The sequence below is a fragment of the Mesorhizobium sp. ISC15 genome (assembly GCF_037162615.1).
Taxonomy (GTDB): domain Bacteria; phylum Pseudomonadota; class Alphaproteobacteria; order Rhizobiales; family Rhizobiaceae; genus Mesorhizobium; species Mesorhizobium mediterraneum.
The window spans coordinates 1,848,436-1,870,202 of sequence record NZ_JAVSPX010000001.1 but is presented as its reverse complement, the minus strand read 5'-3'; the positions used below and the strand labels follow the sequence as shown (position 1 = coordinate 1,870,202).

At 63.3% G+C, this 21,767-nt stretch carries 18 protein-coding genes; 8 read left to right on the top strand and 10 right to left on the bottom strand.

What is annotated here, in order from left to right:
* Window positions 1-149: 149 nt before the first annotated feature.
* From RPG13_RS09180 to RPG13_RS09170, 3 genes are all read right to left on the bottom strand, one after another.
* Window positions 150-1,148 (bottom strand): ABC transporter ATP-binding protein, encoded by a 999-nt coding sequence (locus RPG13_RS09180; RefSeq protein ID WP_337124868.1) that lies wholly within the window; start codon window positions 1,146-1,148, stop codon window positions 150-152.
* A 182-nt stretch (window positions 1,149-1,330) separates the two neighbouring features.
* Window positions 1,331-2,485: an ABC transporter substrate-binding protein gene (locus RPG13_RS09175; RefSeq protein ID WP_337124867.1), complete on the bottom strand. Its 1,155-nt coding sequence runs from the start codon at window positions 2,483-2,485 to the stop codon at window positions 1,331-1,333.
* 124 nt (window positions 2,486-2,609) lie between these two features.
* Complete coding sequence (locus RPG13_RS09170) at window positions 2,610-3,536, bottom strand: LysR family transcriptional regulator (RefSeq protein WP_095483006.1); 927 nt, start codon at window positions 3,534-3,536, stop codon at window positions 2,610-2,612.
* Window positions 3,537-3,621: 85 nt separating this feature from the next.
* On the opposite strand from RPG13_RS09170, the gene RPG13_RS09165 reads away from it, so the two are divergent.
* Window positions 3,622-4,071 (top strand): RrF2 family transcriptional regulator, encoded by a 450-nt coding sequence (locus RPG13_RS09165; RefSeq protein WP_337124866.1) that lies wholly within the window; start codon window positions 3,622-3,624, stop codon window positions 4,069-4,071.
* Window positions 4,061-4,978, top strand: coding sequence for an NAD(P)/FAD-dependent oxidoreductase (locus RPG13_RS09160; protein WP_127205398.1), 918 nt, complete (start codon window positions 4,061-4,063; stop codon window positions 4,976-4,978). Before RPG13_RS09165 ends, RPG13_RS09160 begins: the two co-directional genes overlap by 11 nt.
* Here the strand turns inward: RPG13_RS09160 and RPG13_RS09155 are convergent.
* The gene (locus tag RPG13_RS09155; protein ID WP_337124865.1) at window positions 4,975-5,751 is read right to left on the bottom strand and encodes a DeoR/GlpR family DNA-binding transcription regulator; all 777 of its coding nucleotides are present in this window, start codon (window positions 5,749-5,751) and stop codon (window positions 4,975-4,977) included. The two genes, RPG13_RS09160 and RPG13_RS09155, sit on opposite strands and share 4 nt — an antisense overlap.
* Before the next feature lie 435 nt (window positions 5,752-6,186).
* Between RPG13_RS09155 and RPG13_RS09150 the strand changes: the two genes are divergently transcribed.
* Window positions 6,187-7,071 (top strand): phosphotransferase family protein, encoded by an 885-nt coding sequence (locus RPG13_RS09150; protein ID WP_095483010.1) that lies wholly within the window; start codon window positions 6,187-6,189, stop codon window positions 7,069-7,071.
* Complete coding sequence (locus RPG13_RS09145; protein WP_337124864.1) at window positions 7,068-9,521, top strand: GcvT family protein; 2,454 nt, start codon at window positions 7,068-7,070, stop codon at window positions 9,519-9,521. The genes RPG13_RS09150 and RPG13_RS09145 overlap by 4 nt, the downstream gene beginning before the upstream one ends.
* 1 nt (window position 9,522) lies before the next feature.
* On the opposite strand, the gene RPG13_RS09140 is transcribed toward RPG13_RS09145, so the two are convergent.
* Window positions 9,523-10,155 carry a class I SAM-dependent DNA methyltransferase gene (locus RPG13_RS09140; protein ID WP_127290086.1) on the bottom strand — a complete coding sequence of 211 codons (633 nt, stop codon included), beginning with the start codon at window positions 10,153-10,155 and terminating at the stop codon, window positions 9,523-9,525.
* Between the two features lie 160 nt (window positions 10,156-10,315).
* On the opposite strand from RPG13_RS09140, the gene RPG13_RS09135 reads away from it, so the two are divergent.
* Entirely contained in the window at window positions 10,316-11,218 is a 903-nt protein-coding gene (locus RPG13_RS09135) for a phosphotransferase family protein (protein WP_292227071.1), read from the top strand.
* Between the two features lie 11 nt (window positions 11,219-11,229).
* Here RPG13_RS09135 and RPG13_RS09130 read toward each other — a convergent pair whose 3' ends face one another.
* From RPG13_RS09130 to RPG13_RS09120, 3 genes are all read right to left on the bottom strand, one after another.
* Entirely contained in the window at window positions 11,230-12,150 is a 921-nt protein-coding gene (locus RPG13_RS09130; RefSeq protein ID WP_127205403.1) for a DMT family transporter, read from the bottom strand.
* A 147-nt stretch (window positions 12,151-12,297) separates the two neighbouring features.
* Window positions 12,298-12,549: a hypothetical protein gene (locus tag RPG13_RS09125; protein ID WP_127205404.1), complete on the bottom strand. Its 252-nt coding sequence runs from the start codon at window positions 12,547-12,549 to the stop codon at window positions 12,298-12,300.
* A 120-nt stretch (window positions 12,550-12,669) separates the two neighbouring features.
* Window positions 12,670-13,956: an amidohydrolase family protein gene (locus RPG13_RS09120; protein ID WP_127290082.1), complete on the bottom strand. Its 1,287-nt coding sequence runs from the start codon at window positions 13,954-13,956 to the stop codon at window positions 12,670-12,672.
* A gap of 317 nt (window positions 13,957-14,273) precedes the next feature.
* Between RPG13_RS09120 and RPG13_RS09115 the strand changes: the two genes are divergently transcribed.
* Both RPG13_RS09115 and RPG13_RS09110 read left to right on the top strand, forming a co-directional pair.
* A complete protein-coding gene (locus RPG13_RS09115; RefSeq protein WP_337127001.1) occupies window positions 14,274-16,037 on the top strand; it encodes an ABC transporter ATP-binding protein in 1,764 nt (587 codons plus the stop codon).
* Between the two features lie 87 nt (window positions 16,038-16,124).
* Entirely contained in the window at window positions 16,125-17,111 is a 987-nt protein-coding gene (locus tag RPG13_RS09110) for an IS5 family transposase (RefSeq protein ID WP_126103272.1), read from the top strand.
* Between the two features lie 291 nt (window positions 17,112-17,402).
* On the opposite strand, the gene ilvD is transcribed toward RPG13_RS09110, so the two are convergent.
* Window positions 17,403-19,247, bottom strand: coding sequence for a dihydroxy-acid dehydratase (gene ilvD, locus RPG13_RS09105; protein WP_337124863.1), 1,845 nt, complete (start codon window positions 19,245-19,247; stop codon window positions 17,403-17,405).
* A 254-nt stretch (window positions 19,248-19,501) separates the two neighbouring features.
* On the opposite strand from ilvD, the gene RPG13_RS09100 reads away from it, so the two are divergent.
* Window positions 19,502-19,975: a VOC family protein gene (locus RPG13_RS09100; protein ID WP_292639503.1), complete on the top strand. Its 474-nt coding sequence runs from the start codon at window positions 19,502-19,504 to the stop codon at window positions 19,973-19,975.
* A gap of 174 nt (window positions 19,976-20,149) precedes the next feature.
* Here the strand turns inward: RPG13_RS09100 and RPG13_RS09095 are convergent, their stop codons facing one another.
* Complete coding sequence (locus RPG13_RS09095) at window positions 20,150-21,757, bottom strand: peptide chain release factor 3 (protein WP_095483020.1); 1,608 nt, start codon at window positions 21,755-21,757, stop codon at window positions 20,150-20,152.
* Window positions 21,758-21,767 lie beyond the last annotated feature (10 nt).

Genomic DNA, 21,767 nt, shown 5'->3' with positions numbered 1-21,767 from the left:
TCGCGACCGCTTTCGCCAACCACCAACGTTGCAGAAGAGGTGCCGCCGACCAAGCTGCCGATCTCCCCCCAAGTGGGGGAGATGTCCGGCAGGACAGAGGGGGGCGCCGTAGAGCGCCTCATTCAGTCCGCCAGCTGCCTTCAGCGCCATCATGCCGGCTCGTCCATCAGATGCAGATGCTCGCGGTTGAAGGTGAGCACGACAGCCTCACCCTCCCTCGGCAATTTCGCACCCGCTGGCACGACGGCGTGCAGCCTCAGCCCGTCGGCATCGAGCGCCAGTCTTGTCGTGGCGCCGAGATAGTTGGTCGAGACGAGGCGAGCGGCAACGCCGTCGCCCTTGGCCGCTCGACCAATGCGAATGGATTCAGGACGCAGGCTCCCCCAGCGATGCTGGCCGGAATAACGCTGGACGAAATCAGGCGGCAGCACATTGGACGAGCCGACGAAATCGGCGACGAAACGCGTCTTCGGGCGCTGGTAGATGTCCTCCGGCGTGCCGATCTGCATGACCTTGCCGTCGTTGAAGACGGCGACGCGGTCGGCCATCGAAAGGGCCTCGCCCTGATCGTGGGTGACGAAGACGAAGGTAATGCCGAGCGCCTTCTGCAGCGACTTCAGCTCCTCCTGCATGTTTTCGCGCAGCTTGAGGTCGAGCGCGCCAAGCGGCTCGTCGAGCAAAAGCACCTTGGGCTGGTTGACCAACGCGCGAGCGAGCGCGACGCGCTGGCGCTGGCCACCGGAAAGCTGGCCGGGACGGCGGGCGCCGTAGCCCGGAAGCCGCACCAGCGACAGTGCCTCTTCCGCCGCCTTCTGCCGCTCCGGCTTGCCGACGCCCTTGACCATCAGCCCATAGGCGACGTTGTCGAGCACGTTGAGATGCGGGAACAGCGCGTAATCCTGAAACACGGTGTTGACGTTGCGGCGATAGGGCGGGACGCCTTCGGCGCGTTCGCCGAAGATGGAGAGCGAGCCCGATGTCGGCTGCTCGAAGCCGGCGATGAGGCGCAGGCAGGTCGTCTTGCCGGAGCCGGAAGGTCCAAGCATGGCAAAGAACTCGCCCGGCACGATATCGAGATCAACCATATCGACGGCGCGCACGCTGCCGAAATGGCGAGAGACTTTGGCGAACGAAACGGCTGATGTCATGGGCTGTCCCAGGCTGATCAAATTCAGGCGACGGCGCTGCCCCCTCATCCGCCTGCCGGCACCTTCTCCCCGTATTGTGACGGGGAGAAGGGGCTTACCTAAACGCCGGCGTCCTCCCTCTCCCGTCGGGGAGAGGGTGAGAGTGAGGGCAGTGATACGCTCTCAGAACGAGTGAGACGAACTCACCGCCCGCCGATGACGCCAATGTAATCCGACACCCAGCGATAGTAAGGCACGCACTGGTCGTTCTGGGTGGCGCATTTCGACACTGGCGTCTTCCAGAACTTGATCTTTTCGAAATTGTCGTAGCCGTTGGTCTTGCAGCCTTCTTCGCCGAGCAGTTCGTTGCCTTTGCAGGCAGCCGGCACCACCGGCAACGAGCCGAACCAGGCGGAAATGTCGCCCTGGACTTTCGGCGACAGCGAATGCTCCAGCCACATATAGGCGCAGTTCGGGTGGGCTGCGTCGGCCTCCATCATGGTGGTGTCGGCCCAGCCGGTGACGCCTTCTTGCGGAATGGTCGAAGCGACCGGTTTCTTGGCGGCAACCAGCGTGTTGACCTGGTAGGGCCATGAACCTGAAGCAACAACGCCTTCGTTCTGGAAGTCGTCGACCTGGATGGCGGCGTCATGCCAGTAGCGTCCGACCAGCGTGCGCTGGACGCGCAGCAGATCTAGCGCGGCCTTGTACTGATCCTCGGTCAGCTCGTAGGGATCCTTGATGCCGAGTTCCCGCTTGTGAAACATCAGATAGTTGGCGGCATCGGCGACATGGATCGGCCCGTCATAGGCCTGGACGCGGCCCTTGTTCGACTTGCCGTCAGGCAAGGTCATCTCCTCGAAGACGACGTTCCAGCTCTTCGGCGCTTCCTTGAACACCTCGGTGTTGTACATCAGCACATTCGGGCCCCACTGGTAAGGGACGCCGTAGTGGACGCCGCCGACCGTGAACCACGGCGCATCCTTGAGCCGGTCGTCGACCGTCTTCCAGCTCGGGACGAGATCGGTGTTGATCGGCTGGACGCGCTTGCCGGCGACGAGGCGCAGCGACGCGTCGCCCGAGGCGGTGACGAGATCGAAGCCGCCCTCATTCATCAGCGCGACCATTTCGTCGGACGTGTTGGCCGTCTTGACGTTGACCTTGCAGCCTGTGTCCTTCTCGAAGGACGTGACCCAGTCGTAGCCCTTGTCGGTTTCGCCGCGCTCGATGTAGCCGGGCCAGGCGACAATGTTGACCTGGCCTTCGCCCTTGCCGAGTTCCTTGACCTGAGCGATCGCCTGGCCGGAGAAGGTCAGCGCGACCGTCAGTGCAGTGCATGACTTCAGGAATGAATTCATCGTCGATCTCCCATTTGAGGGGCCGCACTGTCGCGGCGGCTTGGTCCCGACCGTGAAGGTGCTGCGAAATTTCCGGTTTCGCAAATTCATTTATCAGAAAGGCGATATCGGTTTTTCCGATAGATCAGCGGCCAATCTTCTCCGGTCGCTGACGGACCATGCGCTGCGATTGGGCAAGCCCGATGAAGTCGCGTGCGGCCTGCGGCAGGCCGGAGCCGCGCCGCCAGACCATGCCGACCTGCACCACCGGCAAAGAGCCCGAAATATCGCGCGATTCGATGCGGTCGCCTTCGAGCGACCATGGCCGGTAGACGAGGTCGGGCAACAACGCCACACCGGCGCCGGTGGCGACGAGGCTGCGCACCGCCTCGACAGAGCGGGTGCGGAAGGCGACATGCGGCTTGGCGCCGATCGCCGCCAGCAGTTTTCCGGTGTTCTCCTCGATCTCGTCGACGGTCAGCATGATCAGCGGCTCCGAGGCGATGTCGCCAATGCCGATGATGTCGGCGCCGGCCAGCGGGTGGCCGAGCGGCAGCCATAGCCGGTAGGCCGAGACTTCGAGAATTTCCGATTGCAGCGCGGTGCGATCGCGCAGGTTCGAGGTGACCATGACGGCGATGTCGAGCTTGCCTCCGATCAGGAGGTGCTCAAGGTAATCGCCATTGTCCTCGATGGCCGAGACCTCAACGCCCGGGTAGGCACGTCGATAGCGGGCGAGAAGGTCGGACAGCACATAGCCGGCGACCAGCGAGGTGACACCGAGCTGGAGCCGGCCGCCTGCGGCCGCTTGCTCGCCGAAGAAGGCGCGGCGCGCATCGGAAACGTCGGCAAGAATCTTTGTCGCGTGGCGCAGGAACTGATGGCCCTTGTGAGTGATGTTCAAGCCGCGCGGGTGGCGCTCGAACAGCTCGACGCCGAGATCGTGTTCCAGTTCCTTGATCGCTTCGGTGACCGACGATTGCGAGATCGACAGGTTCTGCGCAGCACCCGACACCGTGCCTTGCTCGGCGACGGCGATGAAGAACTGCAATTGGCGGATGGTGAAGGCCATGGCCGGACTAAACACGGCGAAGGCGGCGCTGGGAAGTGGGCGACGGGCGCTTGACGACCGCGAGACTCGTAACTAAGTAAGTTACATGAAACGAAACAGCAGACTTTCCTCGACCCTGCACATTCTCGTCCACATGGCCGAGACGCAGGAGGACGCGCTGACCTCCGAGCAGCTCGCCACATTCATCCACACGAACCCGGTCGTCGTCCGCCGGACCATTGCTGGCTTGCGCGACGCTGGCATCGTCACCTCGTCGCGCGGCCATGGCGGCGGCTGGCAGCTTGGCCGTGCGCCCGAGAAAATCTCGCTGGCCGAGATCAGCGCCGCCCTTGGCGAAACGCTGCTGCCGTTCGGCACCGAGCCGGAAAGTCCCGGCTGCCTTGTCGAACAAGCGGTGATAGCGGCGCTCGATGATTTTCGCGTCGAGGCCGAGAGGCTGCTGGCGGAAAAACTCAGTCGCATCACGCTCGCCGATCTCGCCGCCGATTTCCACCGCCGTTACGAGTTGATTGGAGTGACCAGCCATGCAGTATGATCTGCCAGCTACGCAGTATGATCTGATCGTGGTCGGCGGCAGCTTTGCCGGCCTGTCCGCCGCCATCCAGGCAGGACGGGCCCGGCGCAACGTCCTGGTGATCGACGCGGGCCAGCCGCGTAACCGTTTTGCCGAACATTCGCACGGGTTCCTGGGACAGGACGGGCGCGCGCCCGGCGCAATCCTGGACGACGCAAGACGGCAGCTGCTGGCCTATCCGACAGCCAGGGTCGTCGTCGGATTGGCGAACAAGGCCGCTGCCGCCGGTTCCGGCTTCGAGATTATGACTGATCGCGGCGAGACATTCGGCGCGGCGCGGCTGGTGCTTGCCACCGGCGTGCGCGATATCCTGCCGGATGTCCCCGGGCTTGCCGAGCATTGGGGAAAGAGCGTGCTGCACTGTCCTTATTGCCATGGTTACGAGGTGGCCGGCGGGCCGCTTGGCGTGCTGGCAACCGGCCCGATGGCAGTGCATCAGGCGCAATTGATCGCCGACTGGGGTGACGTCACGCTGTTCGCAAACGGCATGTTCGAGCCGGACGCGGAACAAATGCTTGCGCTGGAAAGGCGGAACGTACGGTTCGAGCCGGCCGGCGTGGCGGGGCTGGAAAAGGATAGTTCGGGCGGGCTGATCGTCAGTCTCGAAGACGGCCGCAAAGCCGGCATCAAGGCGCTGTTCACCGCGCCGCGCAACACCATGGCGAGCCCGCTGGCCGAGCAGCTTGGCTGTACTTTCACGGAAGGCTTCCTCGGCCCAGTGATCACCGTCGACGACCGGCAGCAGACGACCGTGCCCGGCGTCTATGCCGCCGGAGATGCGGCACGTTCGATGCACAACATCGCCTTCGCCGTATCGAGCGGAGCCTTCGCGGGCGTATGCGCCCACCAATCGCTGGTTTTCGATTAGATTCCGATCTTGCCATCCGCAATGCTGAGCCGTGCGCCCGCCTGGACAAGAGCGGTGGCGATGTCGCGCGGCGGAGAACGGTCGGTCGCAAGTTCGGAAAAACCCTCGAAGCCGCAGACCTGAACCAGGCCTTGGCGGCCGAACTTGGTGTGGTCGGTGATGACGAGCGAGCGCTGGCCGCGCGACAGCACCATGCGGGCGATTTCCGCCTCTTCCAGATCATAGTCCATGACGCCCGTGACGGCATCGACCGCACCGGTGGAGATCACCGCATGATTGACGGAAAAGCGGCTGACGAACTCAATGGCCGAGACGCCGAAGGCTGCGCCCGAATCGCTGCGCAATTCGCCGCCGGCCATGTAGACCTTGTTGCCGTTGACGGTGGCCAGCGTGCGGGCGATGTCGGAGGAGTTGGTGACTACCGTCAACCGCCGGTGGCCGAGCAGCTCGCGAGCGAGGAAAGAGGTGGTGGTGCCGGTGTCGAGCATGATCGATTCGCCGTCGCGAATGGTGGCGGCAACCATGCGGGCGATGGCGCGCTTGGCATCGGCATTCTCGCGCATGCGCCGCTCGAATGGCGCCTCGCCGGCCATCGACGGCAGGCCGACGGCGCCATGCATCTTCAGGATCGAACCGTCACTGGTCAGCGGCTTGACGTCGCGGCGCACGGTCTCCAGCGAGACGCCCAGCCGGTCGGCCAGGCTGGCGATAGTGACGGTGCCCTCCTCCTGCAGGAGACGCAGGATTTCGCCATGCCGCTTCGAATGGACCATCGAGCTTCGCCAATCGGATTGTTGCGCTGCTGACCGCTTCTAAGGCAAATTCGCCACAGTACACAAGGAATCCTTGCGAATCCGGGCAAGAAGACAGAAAAAGCCACAAGTTTTCGTTGACAAGCCAGATCACATGGCGCGACACTCGCTAGGTGATAGGCTCGGAACGGCCACGGGAGAACGATGGCAGAGCCGCATCAAAATTCGCTTACCCGAACGTCTGGAAAATCGTCCGGGGCAAGGGATAGGAATTCTTTCGAATCCGCGGGGGCGGATGCCGGCGTCGAAGAACCCGGCACAGGGGCTCGTCGGTGCGGTGCGGGATACCGATCCTGGCATCCCGCACCGACGAGATCTTCGCATTGCTCCCTCCTGCCGGCCGCCATCTTTGTCTCGCCCGCGGCGTCTTGAACCCGCCCAACGAGGGATGAACCTGTGACCGCCGAGGACCGCATCCGCGCGCTGCCCTGCTGGACCGGCAGCATCGAGATCGCTCCGCTGCCGGGCGGCCTGAGCAACGCCAACTATCTGGTCAAGGATGCGGCCGGGCGGCATGTCGTGCGCTTCGGTCAGGACTTTCCGTTCCACCATGTCTTTCGCGAGCGTGAGGTGATGACCGCGCGCGCAGCTCACGCCGCCGGCTTTGGGCCGGCCGTACGCCATACCGAGTCCGGCATCATAGTGACAGAGTATCTCGGCGCCAGGACCTTTGTCGCGGAGGATGTGCGCGCCAATATCGGCCGCGTCGCCGCCCTGATGCGCGGCTTTCATCGGGAGATGCCCAATCATGTCTCCGGCGCCGGCTTCATGTTCTGGGTGTTCCATGTCATCCGCGACTATGCGCGCACGCTGGAGGAAGGCGGCAGCCGCATGCGAAGCGAATTGCCGCGGTTGCTGACGCTTGCGGACGAGCTCGAACGGGCGCAGAAACTGCTGCCGATCGTCTTTGGCCACAATGATCTTTTGCCGGCTAATATTCTCGACGACGGCGACAGGCTGTGGCTGATCGATTTCGAATATGCCGGTTTCAACACGGCGATGTTCGACCTTGCCGGCGTCGCCTCGAACGCCGGCATGAGCGACGAGGAGTCCTTCGCCTTTCTGACCGCCTATTTCATGAAGGAGCCGGACGAGGCGATCCGCCGCTCGCATGCGGCCATGCAATGCGCATCGCTGCTGCGCGAGGCGATGTGGAGCATGGTTTCTGAACTTTATCTCGACGCGCCCGGCATCGACTATGTCGCCTATACCGACGAAAACCTGACGCGGCTCGATGCCGCGCTGGAAAACTACAGAACAAAATACGGACAAAAATCATGACATTGCCCGCCCATGCCGAGATCGTCGTCATCGGCGGCGGCATCATCGGCTGTTCGACGGCCTATCATCTGGCGCGTGACCACAAGGCCGATGTCGTGCTTTTGGAGCAGGGCAAGCTGACTTCGGGCTCCACGTGGCATGCGGCGGGGCTGGTCGGACAGTTGCGCTCGTCTGCCTCCATCACCCGGGTGCTCAAATATTCGGTCGATCTCTACAAGGGGCTGGAGGCCGAAACCGGGTTGGCCACCGGCTGGAAGATGACCGGGTGCCTCAGGCTCGCCACCAATGCCGACCGCTGGATCGAGTATAAGAGGCTGGCGACGACGGCGAAAAGCTTTGGCATGGACATGCAGTTGCTGTCACCGGCCGAGGTCAAGACAATGTGGCCGCTGCTGGAAACAGGCGATCTCGTCGGTGCCAGCTGGCTGCCGACCGACGGCCAGGCAAGCCCTTCCGACATCACGCAGTCGCTGGCCAAAGGCGCGCGCATGCATGGCGCCAGACTGCTCGAGGATGTGCGCGTCACCGGCTTCGACTCGAGGGATGGCCGCATCACCGCGGTTAAGACCAACAGGGGCGATATCGACTGCGACAAGGTGGTGAATTGTGCCGGACAATGGGCGCGGCAGGTGGGTGCGCTAGCCGGCATCAACGTGCCGCTGCAGCCGGTGAAGCACCAGTACATCATCACCGAAAAGATCGACGGGTTGGCGACCGATGCGCCGACGATCCGCGACCCCGACCGCCGCACCTATTTCAAGGAGGAGGTCGGCGGGCTGGTGATGGGCGGCTATGAGCCGAACCCGCAAGCCTGGACGACCGATCTTCCCGGCGGCGACGTCCCTGACGACTGGGAGTTCCGGCTGTTCGACGACGATTACGATCATTTCGAGCAGCATATGAACCAGGCGATCGCGCGGATTCCGGCGCTCGAAACCGTCGGCGTCAAGCAGATGATCAACGGACCGGAGAGTTTCACGCCCGACGGCAATTTCATCCTCGGCGTGGCGCCCGAATGCGCCAACATGTTCGTCGGCGCCGGCTTCAACGCCTTCGGCATCGCGGCGGGCGGCGGCGCCGGCTGGGTGCTGGCGCAATGGGTGGTCGGCGGCGAGGCGCCATTCGACCTGTGGGTGGTCGATATCAGGCGCTTCTCCGACCTGCACCGCGACCGGCAATGGGTCCGCGACCGCACGCTGGAAGCCTATGGCAAGCACTACACGATCGGCTTCCCGCATGAGGAGTATGTCACGGGCCGGCCGCGGATCGTGTCGCCGCTCTATGAACGGCTGCAAAAGCACCGCGCTGTGTTCGGCTCGAAGCTCGGCTGGGAGCGGCCGAACTGGTTCGCGCCCGAAAGTGTCGAGCCAAAGGACATCTATTCGATGGGCCGGCAGAACTGGTTTTCAGCCGTTGGCGACGAGCACCGGCACGTGCGCGAGAGCGTCGGCATCTTCGACCAGTCGTCCTTCGCCAAATACGAGATGACCGGCGCGGACGCGCTGAAGGCGCTCGACTGGATCTGCGCCAACGACATCAGCAAGCCGGTCGGCCGGTTGACCTACACGCAGCTTCTCAACACGCGCGGCGGCATCGAGGCCGACTTGACCGTGGCGCGGCTCGGCGAAGAACGGTTCTACGTCGTCACCGGCACCGGTTTCAGGACGCATGATTTCTCGTGGATCGGCGACCATGTCGGCAAGGAACTCGATGTGACGCTCACCGATGTCACCGAGGATTTCGGCACGCTGTCGCTGATGGGACCGCGTGCGCGCGACGTGCTGGCTGCGGTGACCGATGCGGATGTGTCGAACACCGCTTTCCCGTTCGGCCATGTGCGGGAAATCTCCATTGCCACCCACACCATCCGGGCGCTGCACATCACCTATGTCGGCGAGCTTGGCTGGGAACTGCATGTGCCGATCGCGGCAACGGGCGAGATTTTCGACACGCTGATGGCCGCAGGCAGGACATACAACATCCGCCCGGTCGGTTACCGGGCGCTGGAATCGCTACGGCTGGAAAAAGGCTACCGCGCCTGGGGCTCCGACATCACACCCAACGACACGCCGCAGGAGGCCGGTCTCGGCTGGGCGGTGAAACTCAGAAAGAACACGGATTTCCTCGGCAGGCGGGCTCTGGAAAGCATCAGCGGCGCCGCACCGAAAAAACGCTTTGCCGGCTTTACGGTCGACGATTGCGAGATCGTGCTGCTCGGGCGCGAGACGATATTGCGCAACAACGAGCCGGTCGGCTACCTGACCAGCGGCGGCTATGGCTACACCATTGGCAAAAATATCGGCTATGGCTACGTGCGCAACGCCGATGGCGTCAGCGACGATTTTCTCGCCTCTGGCGATTACGAGCTGGTGGTCGCGATGGAGCGGACGCCGGCAAAGATCCACCTCGAGCCGCTTTACGATCCGGCGGGAGAAAAGATCAGAGCCTAGATCAGCTCACGCGCAGAACGAGGCCGCGGCTGGGCACAGTGTCCGCCTCGCCCGGCATGGACACATAGGGCGACGTCTCCTCGGCGCGCGTGACGATGCCCTTCGCCTCGAGGTCGGCAATCCGTGCGGAAAAGCCGGCGTCCCACAGCGTGTTCTTGACCGTCAGCACGATCACCCCGCCCGGCCGGCAGATGCGGATCAGTTCGTCCAGCCCCTCTGCGCCGACATGGCCCGAGGTGAAGACGCCGGCCGATATGATCCCGGCATAGGCATTATCCGCGAAAGGCAGCGGCCCGCCGAGCGCCAGGCAGTGAAGCGCCGAATAGACGCCCTTGCGCTCGGCCTTGGCCAGCATGCCCGCAGATATGTCGAGCGCCTCAACGTGCGGATAGCCTGTGATGGCAAGCCATTCGCCAATCAGCCCGGTTCCGGCCCCAGCATCGAGGAGCGGTGCCGCGCCGCGCGGCAAATGGCGGGCAAGCAAGGCAAGGCAGATGGTTGGATGGCGGTAACCGGCCGCCAACATGTCGGCGTCGTAGGTGTCGGACCAGCGGTCGTAGAGCGCCGCCACCTCCTCTGGCCGCTGCGCTGCATAGGCTGCGGCGAGCGCACCCTCATTTTTCCTGTCCGCCATCGCAGTCCTATCCGCAAAATCAAGTGCTGCAGCGACCTTTGCGCGTCCAACAGGGACGCACGGCGCTGGAGTGAATCGCATGCCGGCGATGATAGCCAAACGGTGAAATTTGTGGAACCGTCGTCGCCACAAATAAAGACGCGAAAGGGGGCGGAAAGCGATGGTGGACGAGGAAGCACGCGCGGCGCTTGCAGCCATTCCAATGCTGGCCGCCTACCAGGGACCGCTGGAGCGGCTTGGCGGCCTCACCAACCTCGTCTTCAGGGCTGGAGATGTCTGCCTCCGGATTCCCGGCAAGGGCACAGAGGAGTATATCAACCGCGCCAACGAGGCGGTGGCGGCACGGGAAGCCGCCAAGGCCGGCGTCAGCCCCGAGGTGCTGCATGTCGACGGCGAGACAGGCGTGATGATGACGCGTTTCGTCGTCGGAGCCGAGACGATGTCGCCGGAAAAATTCAGGACCCGGCCGGGCAGTCCGGCGCGTGCCGGCGAAGCTTTCCGCAGATTGCATACATCCGGCGCCGTGTTTCCCTTCCGCTTCGAGCTTTTTGCGATGATCGACGACTATCTGAAGGTATTGTCGACCAAGGACGTCGCCCTGCCCACCGGCTATCACGACGTGGTACGTGAGGCGGAAACCGTGCGCTCGGCCCTTGCCGCGCATCCCCTGCCCCTCGCCGCCTGCCACTGCGATCCGCTGTGCGAAAACTTCCTCGATACGGGCGACAGGATGTGGATCGTCGACTGGGAGTATTCCGGCATGAACGATCCGCTCTGGGATCTCGGCGACCTCAGCGTCGAAGGACAGTTTGATACGGCGCAGGAGGAAGAGATGATGCTCGCCTATTTCGGTGGCGAGCCAACGCCGGCGGAGCGCGGCCGCGTTGTCATCTACAAGGCAATGTGCGACCTGCTGTGGACGCTGTGGGGACTGATCCAGCTTGCCAATAGCAATCCGGTCGACGATTTCCGCGCCTATGCCGACGGGCGTTTTTCGCGCTGCAAGGCGCTGATGGAGACGGCCGACTTCTCAAGACATCTGGCGGCGGTGCGCGCAGGTTAGGTACTCTGGACCTAATTTACGCCTTTCGGCACGTTTTCGGGCGGCACGGTGTCGACCACCTTCTGGCGATGGAAGATGAACAGGCCGGCCAGCACGATGATCCCAGAGCCGATCAGGATGCGCGGGCCGGGCATGTCGCCGAAGAAGGCCAGCCCGAAGATGACGGCCCACAGCAGCAGGCTGTAATGCAGCGGCGCCAGCGTCGAAGCGGGCGCTAGCTTCAGCGCCCTGGTGATCATCAGATGCGCACCGCAAGAGACGATGCCGAGAAGCAGCATGGCGCCGAAATCGAGCGAGGACGGCGTCTGCCAGTTGCCGATGGTCAGCACCGCGCCGACCAGCAATGTGCCGATGGTCTGCCAGGTAACGAGCGAGGTGTCGCTGGTGCCGCGCAGCCGCCGGTTGAGGATGATGGCGAAGGCGAATGAAATGCTTCCGGCCAGCGCGAAGGTCGACGACAGCGAAAACGCGGCCGAGGACGGTTTGAGCATGATCAGCACGCCGCAGAAGCCGACCAGGATCGCCATCCAGCGGCGCCAGCCGACCTTTTCACCGAGCAGCAGGTGGGACAATGCCGCAACGTAGATCGGCCCCGCCATATAGAAGCTCATAACGTCGGCGAGCGGCAGATAGACGACGGCGGCGTAAAACAGCGCCGTGTCGAGCGTCGTCATGACGACGCGCAAGACCTGCAGCTCAGGTCGTTCCATGCGGAACAGCTTGGCCGTACCTTGACGCGCGATCATCGGGCCGAGCACGAAAAAGGCGCCGATCGAGCGGATCAGCACGACTTGGCCGACGGAAAAGCTGGCGACCAGCCATTTGCCCATCGCATCGTTCAACGCAAACAGGAAATCGCCGGCCAGCATCAGCAGAATGCCAGCCAAAAGCACGTTCCTGATCGTCGAATTCTGGGCTGTTGGCTGTGCCATGCCCGATGTCGCTTCCTCCCGCATGAAAGCTCGGTGAGCAGCGTCGTAGACGCAAGCAGCCGCTTTGACGAGCGTAAATCAGGAACCCGGCCAGACCAGAGCCGGAAATCGGCTGGGCCTATACTGAAAGTCGCCGATTTGAACGGCCTACTTTGGCCGTGGCCGAAGGATGACCGGCCGATAGATCACGGGCCGGTCCCAGGGATCGAAAGCCGACGCACTTCTCAGTTCCGCGCGCCGCGCGAGATCGATGCGCTGCAGGCATTCCGCGAAGGCATCATTCTTCCTGGCGAAGCCGTAGGACCGGCATTTCGCCTCGTCCGCGGCACGACGGTCTTCTGCCGTCATGCAGCCTGAGATCGCCGCCAACGCGACCACCATCGCCGTCTTGTGCCACATGGTGTCCTCCTCGACATAAAACTGGAGCCTGATTGTAGACTTAAGGTTGGGACCTATCAATCTGATCGAGGCGTGCGGCTTGATGCAGGTTCAATGTCCTATTGGGCCTGCCATTATTGGTCATGAAATGGGCGGGCGATGCCTGCGGTTCACAGTTCCTGGCCGTCCTGCGATCGAGAGCCGCGTTTCCTGCCTGGCCCGCTCGGCCACCACCTTGCCCCTGGCGATGACGCAGAGGCGCTCGGGACGCAGACGCAAGGCCTCGACCGGATCGCCGGCATCGAGGACGACGAGGCTGGCGCGCTTACCGACCGCCAGGCCGAGATGGTCGAGGCCCATGATGGCGGCGTTGACATTGGTGACCATGTCGAAGCAGCGCGCCATGTCGGCCGGGCTCGACATCTGGGCGACGTGAAGCCCCATGAAGGCGACGTCGAGCATGTCGGCGGTGCCCAGCGAATACCAGGGGTCGAGCACGCAATCCTGGCCCCAGCCGACGGGGATGCCGAGGGCAAGCATTTCCTTAACCCGCGTCAGGCCGCGGCGCTTGGGAAATGTGTCGTGGCGGCCCTGCAGCATGATGTTGATAAGCGGATTGGGGATCGCCGAGACGCCGGCCTCGGCGATCAACGGCAACAGCTTCGAGACATAGTAATTGTCCATTGAGTGCATCGAAGTGAGATGCGAGCCGGCGACCCTGCCGTGCAGGCCGAGGCGTTGCGTCTCATAGGCTAGTTGCTCGATATGGCGCGACAGCGGATCATCGGTCTCGTCGCAATGCAGGTCGACCATAAGGCCGCGCTTTGCCGCGATCTCGCACAGTTCCGTCACAGACCGCGTGCCGTCGGCCATGGTGCGCTCGAAATGCGGAATGCCCCCAACGATGTCGACACCCATGTCGAGCGCCCTGATGGTGTTACCGCGCGCCGTCGGCGAGCGGTAAAACCCGTCCTGCGGGAAGGCGACCAGTTGCAGGTCGATATAGGGCGCGACCGTCTTCTTCACGTCGAGCAGGGCTTCAACCGCCAGCAAGCGGTCGTCGCAGACATCGACATGGGTGCGGATGGCGAGCAGACCCATCGACACCGCCCAGTCGCAATAGGCGAGGGCGCGGTCGCGCACCGCCTCATGCGTCAGCAGCGGCTTCAATTCGCCCCAAAGCGAAATGCCTTCCAGCAACGTGCCAGACGCGTTGATGCGCGGGATTCCCAGGGACAGCGTGGCGTCCATGTGGAAATGTGGATCAACGAAGGGCGGCGAGACCAGATTGCCATGGGCGTCGATCGCCGTGCCCGCGGTGACGTTCAACTCTGGCTCGATGGCCGCGATCGTCTCGCCGATGATGCCGATGTCGGCGATTGTGCCGTCGGGCAGCATGCCGCCGCGGACGATAAGGTCGAAATTCATCTGTCGTCGTCCTCTTTCAGAATCACGTTACAGCGCCGCGCGTCCTCTTGGACGCGCAAAGGACGCTGCAGCACTTTGATTTTGCGCATGATCCCCAGCGAAAATCGAATCCGATTTCCGGGGCCGTGTGCATCGTGGAGCAAAAGACAGGTTGCCGCAGCCGTTTTTTTCCGCGGCAGCGAACAGTTCCATCCGACCACAACTCGCTCTATAAGCCGCCTTTCGTCCATTGAGGCGAATCCGCATCGTGTGTCGCGGCGCAGCGATCGGCTTCGGGCTCAACGCCACATTCGCAACCACGGAAATCCAGTGTGAACTTGAAGTTCCTCAAAGGTGACGAACGCTCGGAAGAGAACCGGCGCCTTATCGTAAGGCTGATCAGGGAATCCTTTCACCAGCACAAGTTTGGATACGGCGCCGCCATACTGTCGATGCTGGTGGTGGCCGCCATGACGGGCGCCAGCGCCTGGATTCTGCGCGAAATCACCAATGAGTTCGTGATCTACAAAAGAGTCGAGCGCATCAACTGGATTGCCGCGGCGGTCGCCGCGATCTTCATCGCCAAGGGCATCGCCAATTTCGTCCAAGCCTATTTCATGAGCCGCGTCGGCAACAGCATCATCGCCGAACGGCAGCGCAAGATCTACGACCGCATCCTGGCGCAAGGCATCGAGTTCTACCATTCGACCTCGTCATCCGACCTGATCACCCGCATGACCAACAATGCACAGGCCGCTCGCAGCGTGCTCGACCTCGTCGTCACGTCCTATGTGCGCGACCTGGTGACGTTGGTTGTCCTGGTGGCGGTCATGGTCTGGCAGCAGCCTGCGCTGTCCCTGATCTGCTTCGTCATCGGGCCCATAGCCATCTACGGCGTCAACCGCATCCTGAAGCGCGTCCGCAAGATCGCCGCGCAGGAATTCCGCTCGCTAGGCCAGATCGTGCAGGTGATGCAGGAAACGGCAATCGGCGTGCGTGTCGTCAAATCGTTCGGTCTCGAAGGCGCGATGCGCAAGCGCATGCACAAGGCGGTGTCGGATGTCGAGAACCGCGCCAACAACATTGCTACACTGGAGGCTGCCACCAGCCCGGTGATGGAAACGCTTGCCGGACTGGCGATCTCCGGCGCCATCCTGGTCAGCGGCCTTCTGGTCCTGCAGGGGGGCCAGACGCCAGGCAACATCATGGCCTTCATCGCGGCGCTGCTGCTTGCCTATGAACCGGCAAAGCGCCTCGCCCGCGTGCGTATCTCGCTGGAAACCGGCATCGTCGGCGTGCGCATGATGTTCCAGCTCGCCGACCGGCCGCTGACGCTGGCCGAAAAGCCGGACGCCAAGCCGCTGCGGCCGGGGCCGGGCGAAATCCGTTTCGACAATGTTAGCTTTGCCTATCCGGAAAGCCCGCCGGTGTTCGAAGGGTTCGACCTGACCCTGGCGGCAGGCAAGATGACGGCGCTGGTCGGGCCATCGGGCGGCGGCAAGTCGACCATCCTCAACCTGATCATGCGTATGTACGACCCGCAGAGCGGCAAGGTGCTGTTCGATGGCCAGGACATTGCGCACGCCACACTCGCCTCACTGCGGCAGAAGATCGCCTATGTGAGCCAGGACACGTTCCTGTTTGCCGGCACGGTGATGCACAACATCCGTCTCGGGCGGCAGGACGCGCCCGACGAGGACGTGATCGCCGCCGCCAAGGCAGCCAACGCCCACAATTTCATCACCGCCATGGCGAAAGGCTACGACACGGAGGTCGGCGAGAACGGCGCGCTGCTTTCCGGCGGCCAGCGCCAGCGTATCTCAATCGCGCGCGCCATGCTGCGCAACGCGGAGATCCTGCTGCTGGACGAGGCGACCAGCGCGCTCGATGCCGAATCCGAGGCGCTGTTTCGCGACGCGCTACAGCAGCTGACGGTCGGGCGCACCACCATCGTCATCGCCCACCGGCTGTCGACCGTGCACCAGGCCGACACGATCGTGGTTCTGGAAGCCGGCAAAGTGGTGGAAAGCGGCCCGCACCGGACGCTGCTCAGGCAAGGCGGCCTCTACCAGAAGCTTTATGAATACCAGTTGATGCCGTAGCGCTCTGTTCCCTTCTCCCCTTGTGAGACCTTTGCACAGAAGCCGAACGGTGATTCTGTGGTGAAGGTTGGAGCAGGGAGATTCGGGATGGCGGATCGTGTTTTGGGTCAGTTGAGTCTGGCGGACGGTCTGGCGGCGTCGGATGAGACGATTTTCGACCTAGTATCGAAGGAACTGGACTGGGCGCCGATCCGAACATTGCTGGGTCAGCGCAGCGGTCCTGGCTCGGGCAACACCAGCTATCCGGCGGAACCGCTGGTGCGCTGTCTTTTGCTGGGCATGTGGCATGGGCTGAGCGATCCGGCGCTTGAGGCGCAGATCCGGGACCGATTGTCGTTCCGCCGCTTTGCCGGTTTCAGCCTTTCGGACCGCACGCCCGACCATTCGACACTGTGGCGCTTCCGCGAGGAGCTGACGCGTGAGCGACTGATCGACAAGGTCTTTGAGGAGATCAACCGTCAGCTGGAGGAGAAGGGCCTGATCGTCAAGCGCGGCACCTTGGTCGATGCCACGTTCCTGCAGGCTCGTGGCCGTCCGCCCAAGCAGCCGAAAAAGGGCCACCAAGGTCCGGTCAAGCCGTCGGCCGACAAGGATGCGCGTTGGGGCAAGAAGGGCAAGAAGAGCACCTTCGGCTACAAGATGCACATCGGCGTCGACCAGGAGCACACCTTGATCCGGCGTGTCGAGGCGAGCGACGCCTCGGTCACCGACACCGAGCCGGCCGACCAGTTGATCTGCGGCGACGAGAAGGCGGCCTATGGCGATCAAGCCTATTACACCCACGCCCGCCATGCCCGGCTCGCCGCCGCCAACATTAAGGACCGGCTGATGCGGCGGCCCAACAAGCATCACCCCGAGTTGCCGCCGCGCCACAAGCTGCGCAACCGGCTGATCGCCAAGGTGCGGGCGGCAGTGGAGCGGCCTTTCGCCGTGTTCAAGGAGCGTTACGGCATGCGACGCCTGCGCTTCTTCAACCTCGCCACCAACCGCACGCAGTGCATACTGGCCGCCTGCGCTTACAATCTGCGCACCATGATTGGCGTCCTCTATCCACCCGATGAGAGGCGGACATGAGGGAGGAGTGCGTCCACAATCCGGCAGGATGGCTGCCTAAACCGACAAAGGCCCCGCAAGGGCCGCGGAAAACCGCTCTGCCGGCCTTCAAAAAGGCCCTCACTGACCACCGAAATCCACTTCGCTCCCCGTGCAAAGCCCTCCTTGTGGGAGAAGGTGGATTGGCGCGCAGCGCCGAGACGGTTGAGGGGTGCTGGACGGAATGAGGCGCTGGCGTTCCCTGGAACACCCCTCATCCGACCTCGCTTCGCAAGGCCACCTTCTCCCACAAGGGGGAAGGGAAGAACCGCGCTACTCCGGCACGTACCTTACCGCACCCTTTGCAGCACTGGTTGCCATCGCGGCATAGGCGCGCAAGGCCATCGTCACCTTGCGCTTGCGCTGTTCCACGGGCTTCCAGGCGGCAGCTCCCTTTGCCTCCATCGCCGCGCGGCGGGCGACCAGTTCCGCGTCGTCGACAGCAAGCCGGATGGTACGGTTCGGGATATCGATCTCGATCGTATCGCCCTCCTGCACCAGCCCGATCAGCCCGCCTTCCGCCGCCTCCGGGGACGCATGGCCGATCGACAGGCCGGAGGTGCCGCCGGAGAAGCGGCCATCGGTGACCAGCGCGCAGGCTTTGCCGAGGCCCTTCGACTTGAGATAGCTGGTCGGGTAGAGCATTTCCTGCATGCCAGGGCCGCCACGCGGCCCCTCGTAGCGGATGACGACGACATCGCCGGCCTTGATCTCGTTGGACAGGATCGCTTTGACGCTGGCGTCCTGGCTTTCGAACACTCTGGCCGGGCCGGTGAATTTCAGGATCGATTCATCGACGCCGGCGGTCTTCACGATGCAGCCGTCCTGCGCAAGGTTGCCCTTGAGCACGGCAAGGCCACCGTCCTTGGAAAACGGGTGCTCGGCCGAGCGGATGACACCCTTCTCCCGGTCGAGATCGAGCTCGTCCCAGCGGCGGTCCTGACTGAAGGCGACTTGCGTCGGCACGCCGCCCGGAGCCGCCAGAAAGAAGTCGCGGACGCTTTGACTGGTGGTGCGGGAGATGTCCCAATGGTCGAGCGCTTCACCCAGCGTTCGCGTATGTACAGTCGGCAGGTCGCGATTGATCAGCCCGGCGTTGTCGAGCTGGCCGAGGATCGCCATGATGCCGCCGGCGCGGTGGACGTCTTCCATGTGCACATCGGCCTTGGCGGGGGCAACCTTGCACAGCACCGGCACCTTGCGCGACAGCGCGTCGATGTCGTCCTGGTCGAAGTTGATCTCGCCCTCATGCGCTGCAGCGAGAATGTGCAGCACGGTGTTGGTCGAGCCGCCCATGGCGATGTCGAGCGTCATGGCGTTCTCGAAGGCGCCCTTCGAGGCGATGTTGCGCGGCAGCGCGGTGTCGTCGTCCTGCTCGTAGTAGCGCTGGGCGAGATCGACGATCAGATGGCCGGCCTCGACGAACAGCCGCTTGCGGTCGGCATGCGTCGCCAGCGTCGAGCCGTTGCCAGGTAGAGAAAGGCCCAGCGCCTCGGTCAGGCAATTCATCGAATTGGCGGTGAACATGCCAGAGCAGGAGCCGCAGGTCGGACAGGCCGAGCGCTCGATGGTCTTGACGTCCTCGTCGGAGATCTTGTCATCAGCGGCCGCGACCATGGCGTCGACCAGATCCAGCGCCTGCGTCTTGCCGGCAAGCACCACCTTGCCGGCCTCCATCGGCCCGCCGGAGACAAAGACCGTCGGGATGTTGAGACGCAGCGACGCCATCAGCATGCCGGGTGTGATCTTGTCGCAATTGGAGATGCACACCATGGCGTCGGCGCAGTGTGCGTTGACCATGTACTCGACCGAGTCGGCGATCAGCTCGCGTGACGGCAGCGAATAGAGCATGCCGTCGTGACCCATGGCGATGCCGTCGTCGACGGCGATGGTGTTGAACTCTTTCGCAACGCCGCCAGCCTTCTCGATCTCGCGCGCGACCAGTTGGCCAAGATCCTTGAGGTGGACATGGCCGGGCACGAACTGGGTGAAGGAGTTGACCACGGCGATGATCGGCTTGCCGAAATCGGAATCCTTCATGCCGGTGGCGCGCCAAAGGCCACGGGCGCCGGCCATGTTGCGGCCATGGGTTGTGGTGCGGGAGCGATAGGCAGGCATGAATTTTCCTTGGCTGGCTGGCTGCGCTCGAGGGGAGCGCGGCGGCGCTGAATTCGGACCGCAGGCGTTATAGACGCCGAAGCCTGGTCTGGCCACAATTTTGCAATGCGCCAGATTTTCCCAAGAAAATTTGATGACACTGTCGGTCTGCATGCCGCCCGGGCGTCCTTGGGCAAACGGCACGGCAAATAACACCAACGCCAGCCAGACCGTTTCACTGTGATAGCCAACTGCAACAGCCGAGGAGCAAGCAAATGCAAAAGATCACCCCCTGCCTGTGGTTCGACGACCAGGCCGAGGAGGCCATGAACCACTATATGTCCATCTTCAAGAATTCGAAGGTGCTGAGCGTGATGCGCTGGCCCGAGGGCAGCGGCGATAGTGAGGGCAAGGTTCTGGTGACCTATTTCGAGCTCGACGGCGTTCAGTTCCAGGCGCTCAACGGCGGGCCGCAATTCAAGTTCACCGAGGCAGTCTCGCTCTCCATCGACTGCAAGACGCAGGAGGAGGTCGACTATTTCTGGGACAGACTCATCGAAGGCGGTGGCGAGCCCAGCCAGTGCAGCTGGCTGAAGGACAAATTCGGCGTGTCCTGGCAGGTCGTGCCGGAGCAGTTGCCCAGGCTGCTGCTTGATCCCGACCAGGCCAAGGCCAGCCGGGTGATGCAGGCGATGATGCAGATGACCAAGATCGACATCGCCAAGATCGAAGAGGCAGCCAGGGGGTGAGTGAACGCGCGACCTTGCCTTCTCCCCCTGTGGGAGAAGGTGGATCGGCGCGCAGCGCCAAGACGGTTGAGGGGCGCTGGACGGAATGAGGCGTCAGCGTTCCCTGGAACACCCCTCATCCGTCGCCTTCGGCGACACCTTCTCCCACAAGGGGAGAAGGAAAAGCGGCGCAGCTCAGGCTGCCTTGTCGCGGACCTGGTAATCCTTGACCGCGGCGAAGCGGATCGCCTTCCAGCGTTCGGCCTCGTAGTTGAGCGAAAAGGCGTGCTGGGCCAGGAACACCGGGTCGTTGTCGAGGTCGCGGGCGATGTCGCCGCGATGCGCCTCGATGAAGCGATGCACCTCGGCCTTGTCGTCAGCCGATATCCAACGGCAGACGGAAAAGCGCGACATCTCGAAATCGACGGGCAGCGTGTATTCGAAGTTCAGCCGCTCTTTCAGCACGTCGAGCTGCAGCGCACCGACGACGCCGACGATTGCCGGTGAACCGTCCTCCGGCGAGAACAGTTGCACGACGCCTTCCTCGGCCATCTGGTGTAGCGCTTCCTTGAGCTTCTTGGCCTTCATCGCGTCGCCGAGGCGGACGCGGCGCAGGATTTCCGGCGCGAAATTCGGCACACCGCGGAACAGTATCTCCTCGCCCTCGGTCAGCGTATCGCCGATGCGCAGCGTGCCGTGATTGGGGATGCCGACGACGTCGCCGGCAAAAGCCTCGTCGGCGGTGACGCGGGTGCGGGCGAAGAAGAATTGCGGCGCCGACAGGCTCATCGGTTTTCCCGTACGCACCAGCTTGGCCTTCATGCCGCGCTCGAGCTTGCCCGAGCAGACACGGACGAAGGCGATGCGGTCGCGATGGTTAGGGTCCATGTTGGCTTGGATCTTGAAGACGAACGAGGTCATCTTGTCCTCGGTCGCCTCGACCTTACGCGTGTCGGCCTCCTGCGCGCGCGGCGGCGGCCCGTAGGCGCCAAGCGCTTCGATCAGGTCGCGCACGCCGTAATTGCGCAACGCCGAACCGAAATAGACCGGCGTCAGATGACCCTCGCGGAAGGAGTCGATGTCGAGCGGACGGCAGGCTTCGCGCGCCAGCTCCAGCTCCTCGATGAAAGCTTCGCGCTCGTTCTCCGGCAACAGGCCGGCGACGCGGTTGGAATCGGGACCGTTGACCGGCGTGCGCTCCTTCTCGGCATCGCCCTTGCGCACGGCGTTCAGCGCCAGATGATAGGTGCCGGAAAAGGTCTTGCCGCGGCCGATCGGCCAGGTGATCGGTGCGGTGTCCAGCGCCAGCTTCTGCTCGATCTCGTCGAGGATTTCGAACGGGTCGCGGCTTTCGCGGTCCATCTTGTTGACGAAGGTGATGATCGGGATGTCGCGCAGCCGGCACACCTCGAACAGTTTTAGCGTGCGCGGCTCGATGCCCTTGGCGGCGTCGATGACCATGACCGCCGCGTCGACCGCCGACAGCGTGCGATAGGTGTCGTCGGCGAAATCCTCGTGGCCGGGCGTGTCGAGCAGGTTGAAGACGTTGTCCTCATACTCGAAGGTCATTACGGAGGTGACGACGGAGATGCCGCGCTCGCGCTCGATCTTCATCCAGTCCGACCGGGTCTGGATGCGATCCTTCTTGGCCTTGACCTCGCCGGCAAGCTGGATGGCGCCGCCGAATAAAAGCAGCTTTTCGGTCAGCGTCGTCTTGCCGGCGTCCGGATGCGCGATGATCGCGAAAGTACGGCGGCGCGCCACCGCGTTCGTGATGTCTTCAGCCAATTTGTGGAATCCCATGTGGTGCGCG

Excerpts from the sequence above, each read along its gene's own strand:
- RPG13_RS09165 (WP_337124866.1), top strand. The coding sequence starts at position 3,622 with ATGAAACGAAACAGCAGACTTTCCTCGACCCTGCACATTCTCGTCCAC.
- RPG13_RS09135 (WP_292227071.1), top strand. The coding sequence starts at position 10,316 with ATGGTGGACGAGGAAGCACGCGCGGCGCTTGCAGCCATTCCAATGCTG.
- RPG13_RS09130 (WP_127205403.1), bottom strand. The coding sequence starts at position 12,150 with ATGGCACAGCCAACAGCCCAGAATTCGACGATCAGGAACGTGCTTTTG.
- RPG13_RS09100 (WP_292639503.1), top strand. The coding sequence starts at position 19,502 with ATGCAAAAGATCACCCCCTGCCTGTGGTTCGACGACCAGGCCGAGGAG.
- RPG13_RS09110 (WP_126103272.1), top strand. The coding sequence starts at position 16,125 with ATGGCGGATCGTGTTTTGGGTCAGTTGAGTCTGGCGGACGGTCTGGCG.
- RPG13_RS09180 (WP_337124868.1), bottom strand. The coding sequence starts at position 1,148 with ATGACATCAGCCGTTTCGTTCGCCAAAGTCTCTCGCCATTTCGGCAGC.
- ilvD (WP_337124863.1), bottom strand. The coding sequence starts at position 19,247 with ATGCCTGCCTATCGCTCCCGCACCACAACCCATGGCCGCAACATGGCC.
- RPG13_RS09120 (WP_127290082.1), bottom strand. The coding sequence starts at position 13,956 with ATGAATTTCGACCTTATCGTCCGCGGCGGCATGCTGCCCGACGGCACA.
- RPG13_RS09170 (WP_095483006.1), bottom strand. The coding sequence starts at position 3,536 with ATGGCCTTCACCATCCGCCAATTGCAGTTCTTCATCGCCGTCGCCGAG.
- RPG13_RS09125 (WP_127205404.1), bottom strand. The coding sequence starts at position 12,549 with ATGTGGCACAAGACGGCGATGGTGGTCGCGTTGGCGGCGATCTCAGGC.
- RPG13_RS09155 (WP_337124865.1), bottom strand. The coding sequence starts at position 5,751 with ATGGTCCATTCGAAGCGGCATGGCGAAATCCTGCGTCTCCTGCAGGAG.
- RPG13_RS09145 (WP_337124864.1), top strand. The coding sequence starts at position 7,068 with ATGACATTGCCCGCCCATGCCGAGATCGTCGTCATCGGCGGCGGCATC.
- RPG13_RS09095 (WP_095483020.1), bottom strand. The coding sequence starts at position 21,757 with ATGGGATTCCACAAATTGGCTGAAGACATCACGAACGCGGTGGCGCGC.
- RPG13_RS09140 (WP_127290086.1), bottom strand. The coding sequence starts at position 10,155 with ATGGCGGACAGGAAAAATGAGGGTGCGCTCGCCGCAGCCTATGCAGCG.
- RPG13_RS09175 (WP_337124867.1), bottom strand. The coding sequence starts at position 2,485 with ATGAATTCATTCCTGAAGTCATGCACTGCACTGACGGTCGCGCTGACC.
- RPG13_RS09160 (WP_127205398.1), top strand. The coding sequence starts at position 4,061 with ATGCAGTATGATCTGCCAGCTACGCAGTATGATCTGATCGTGGTCGGC.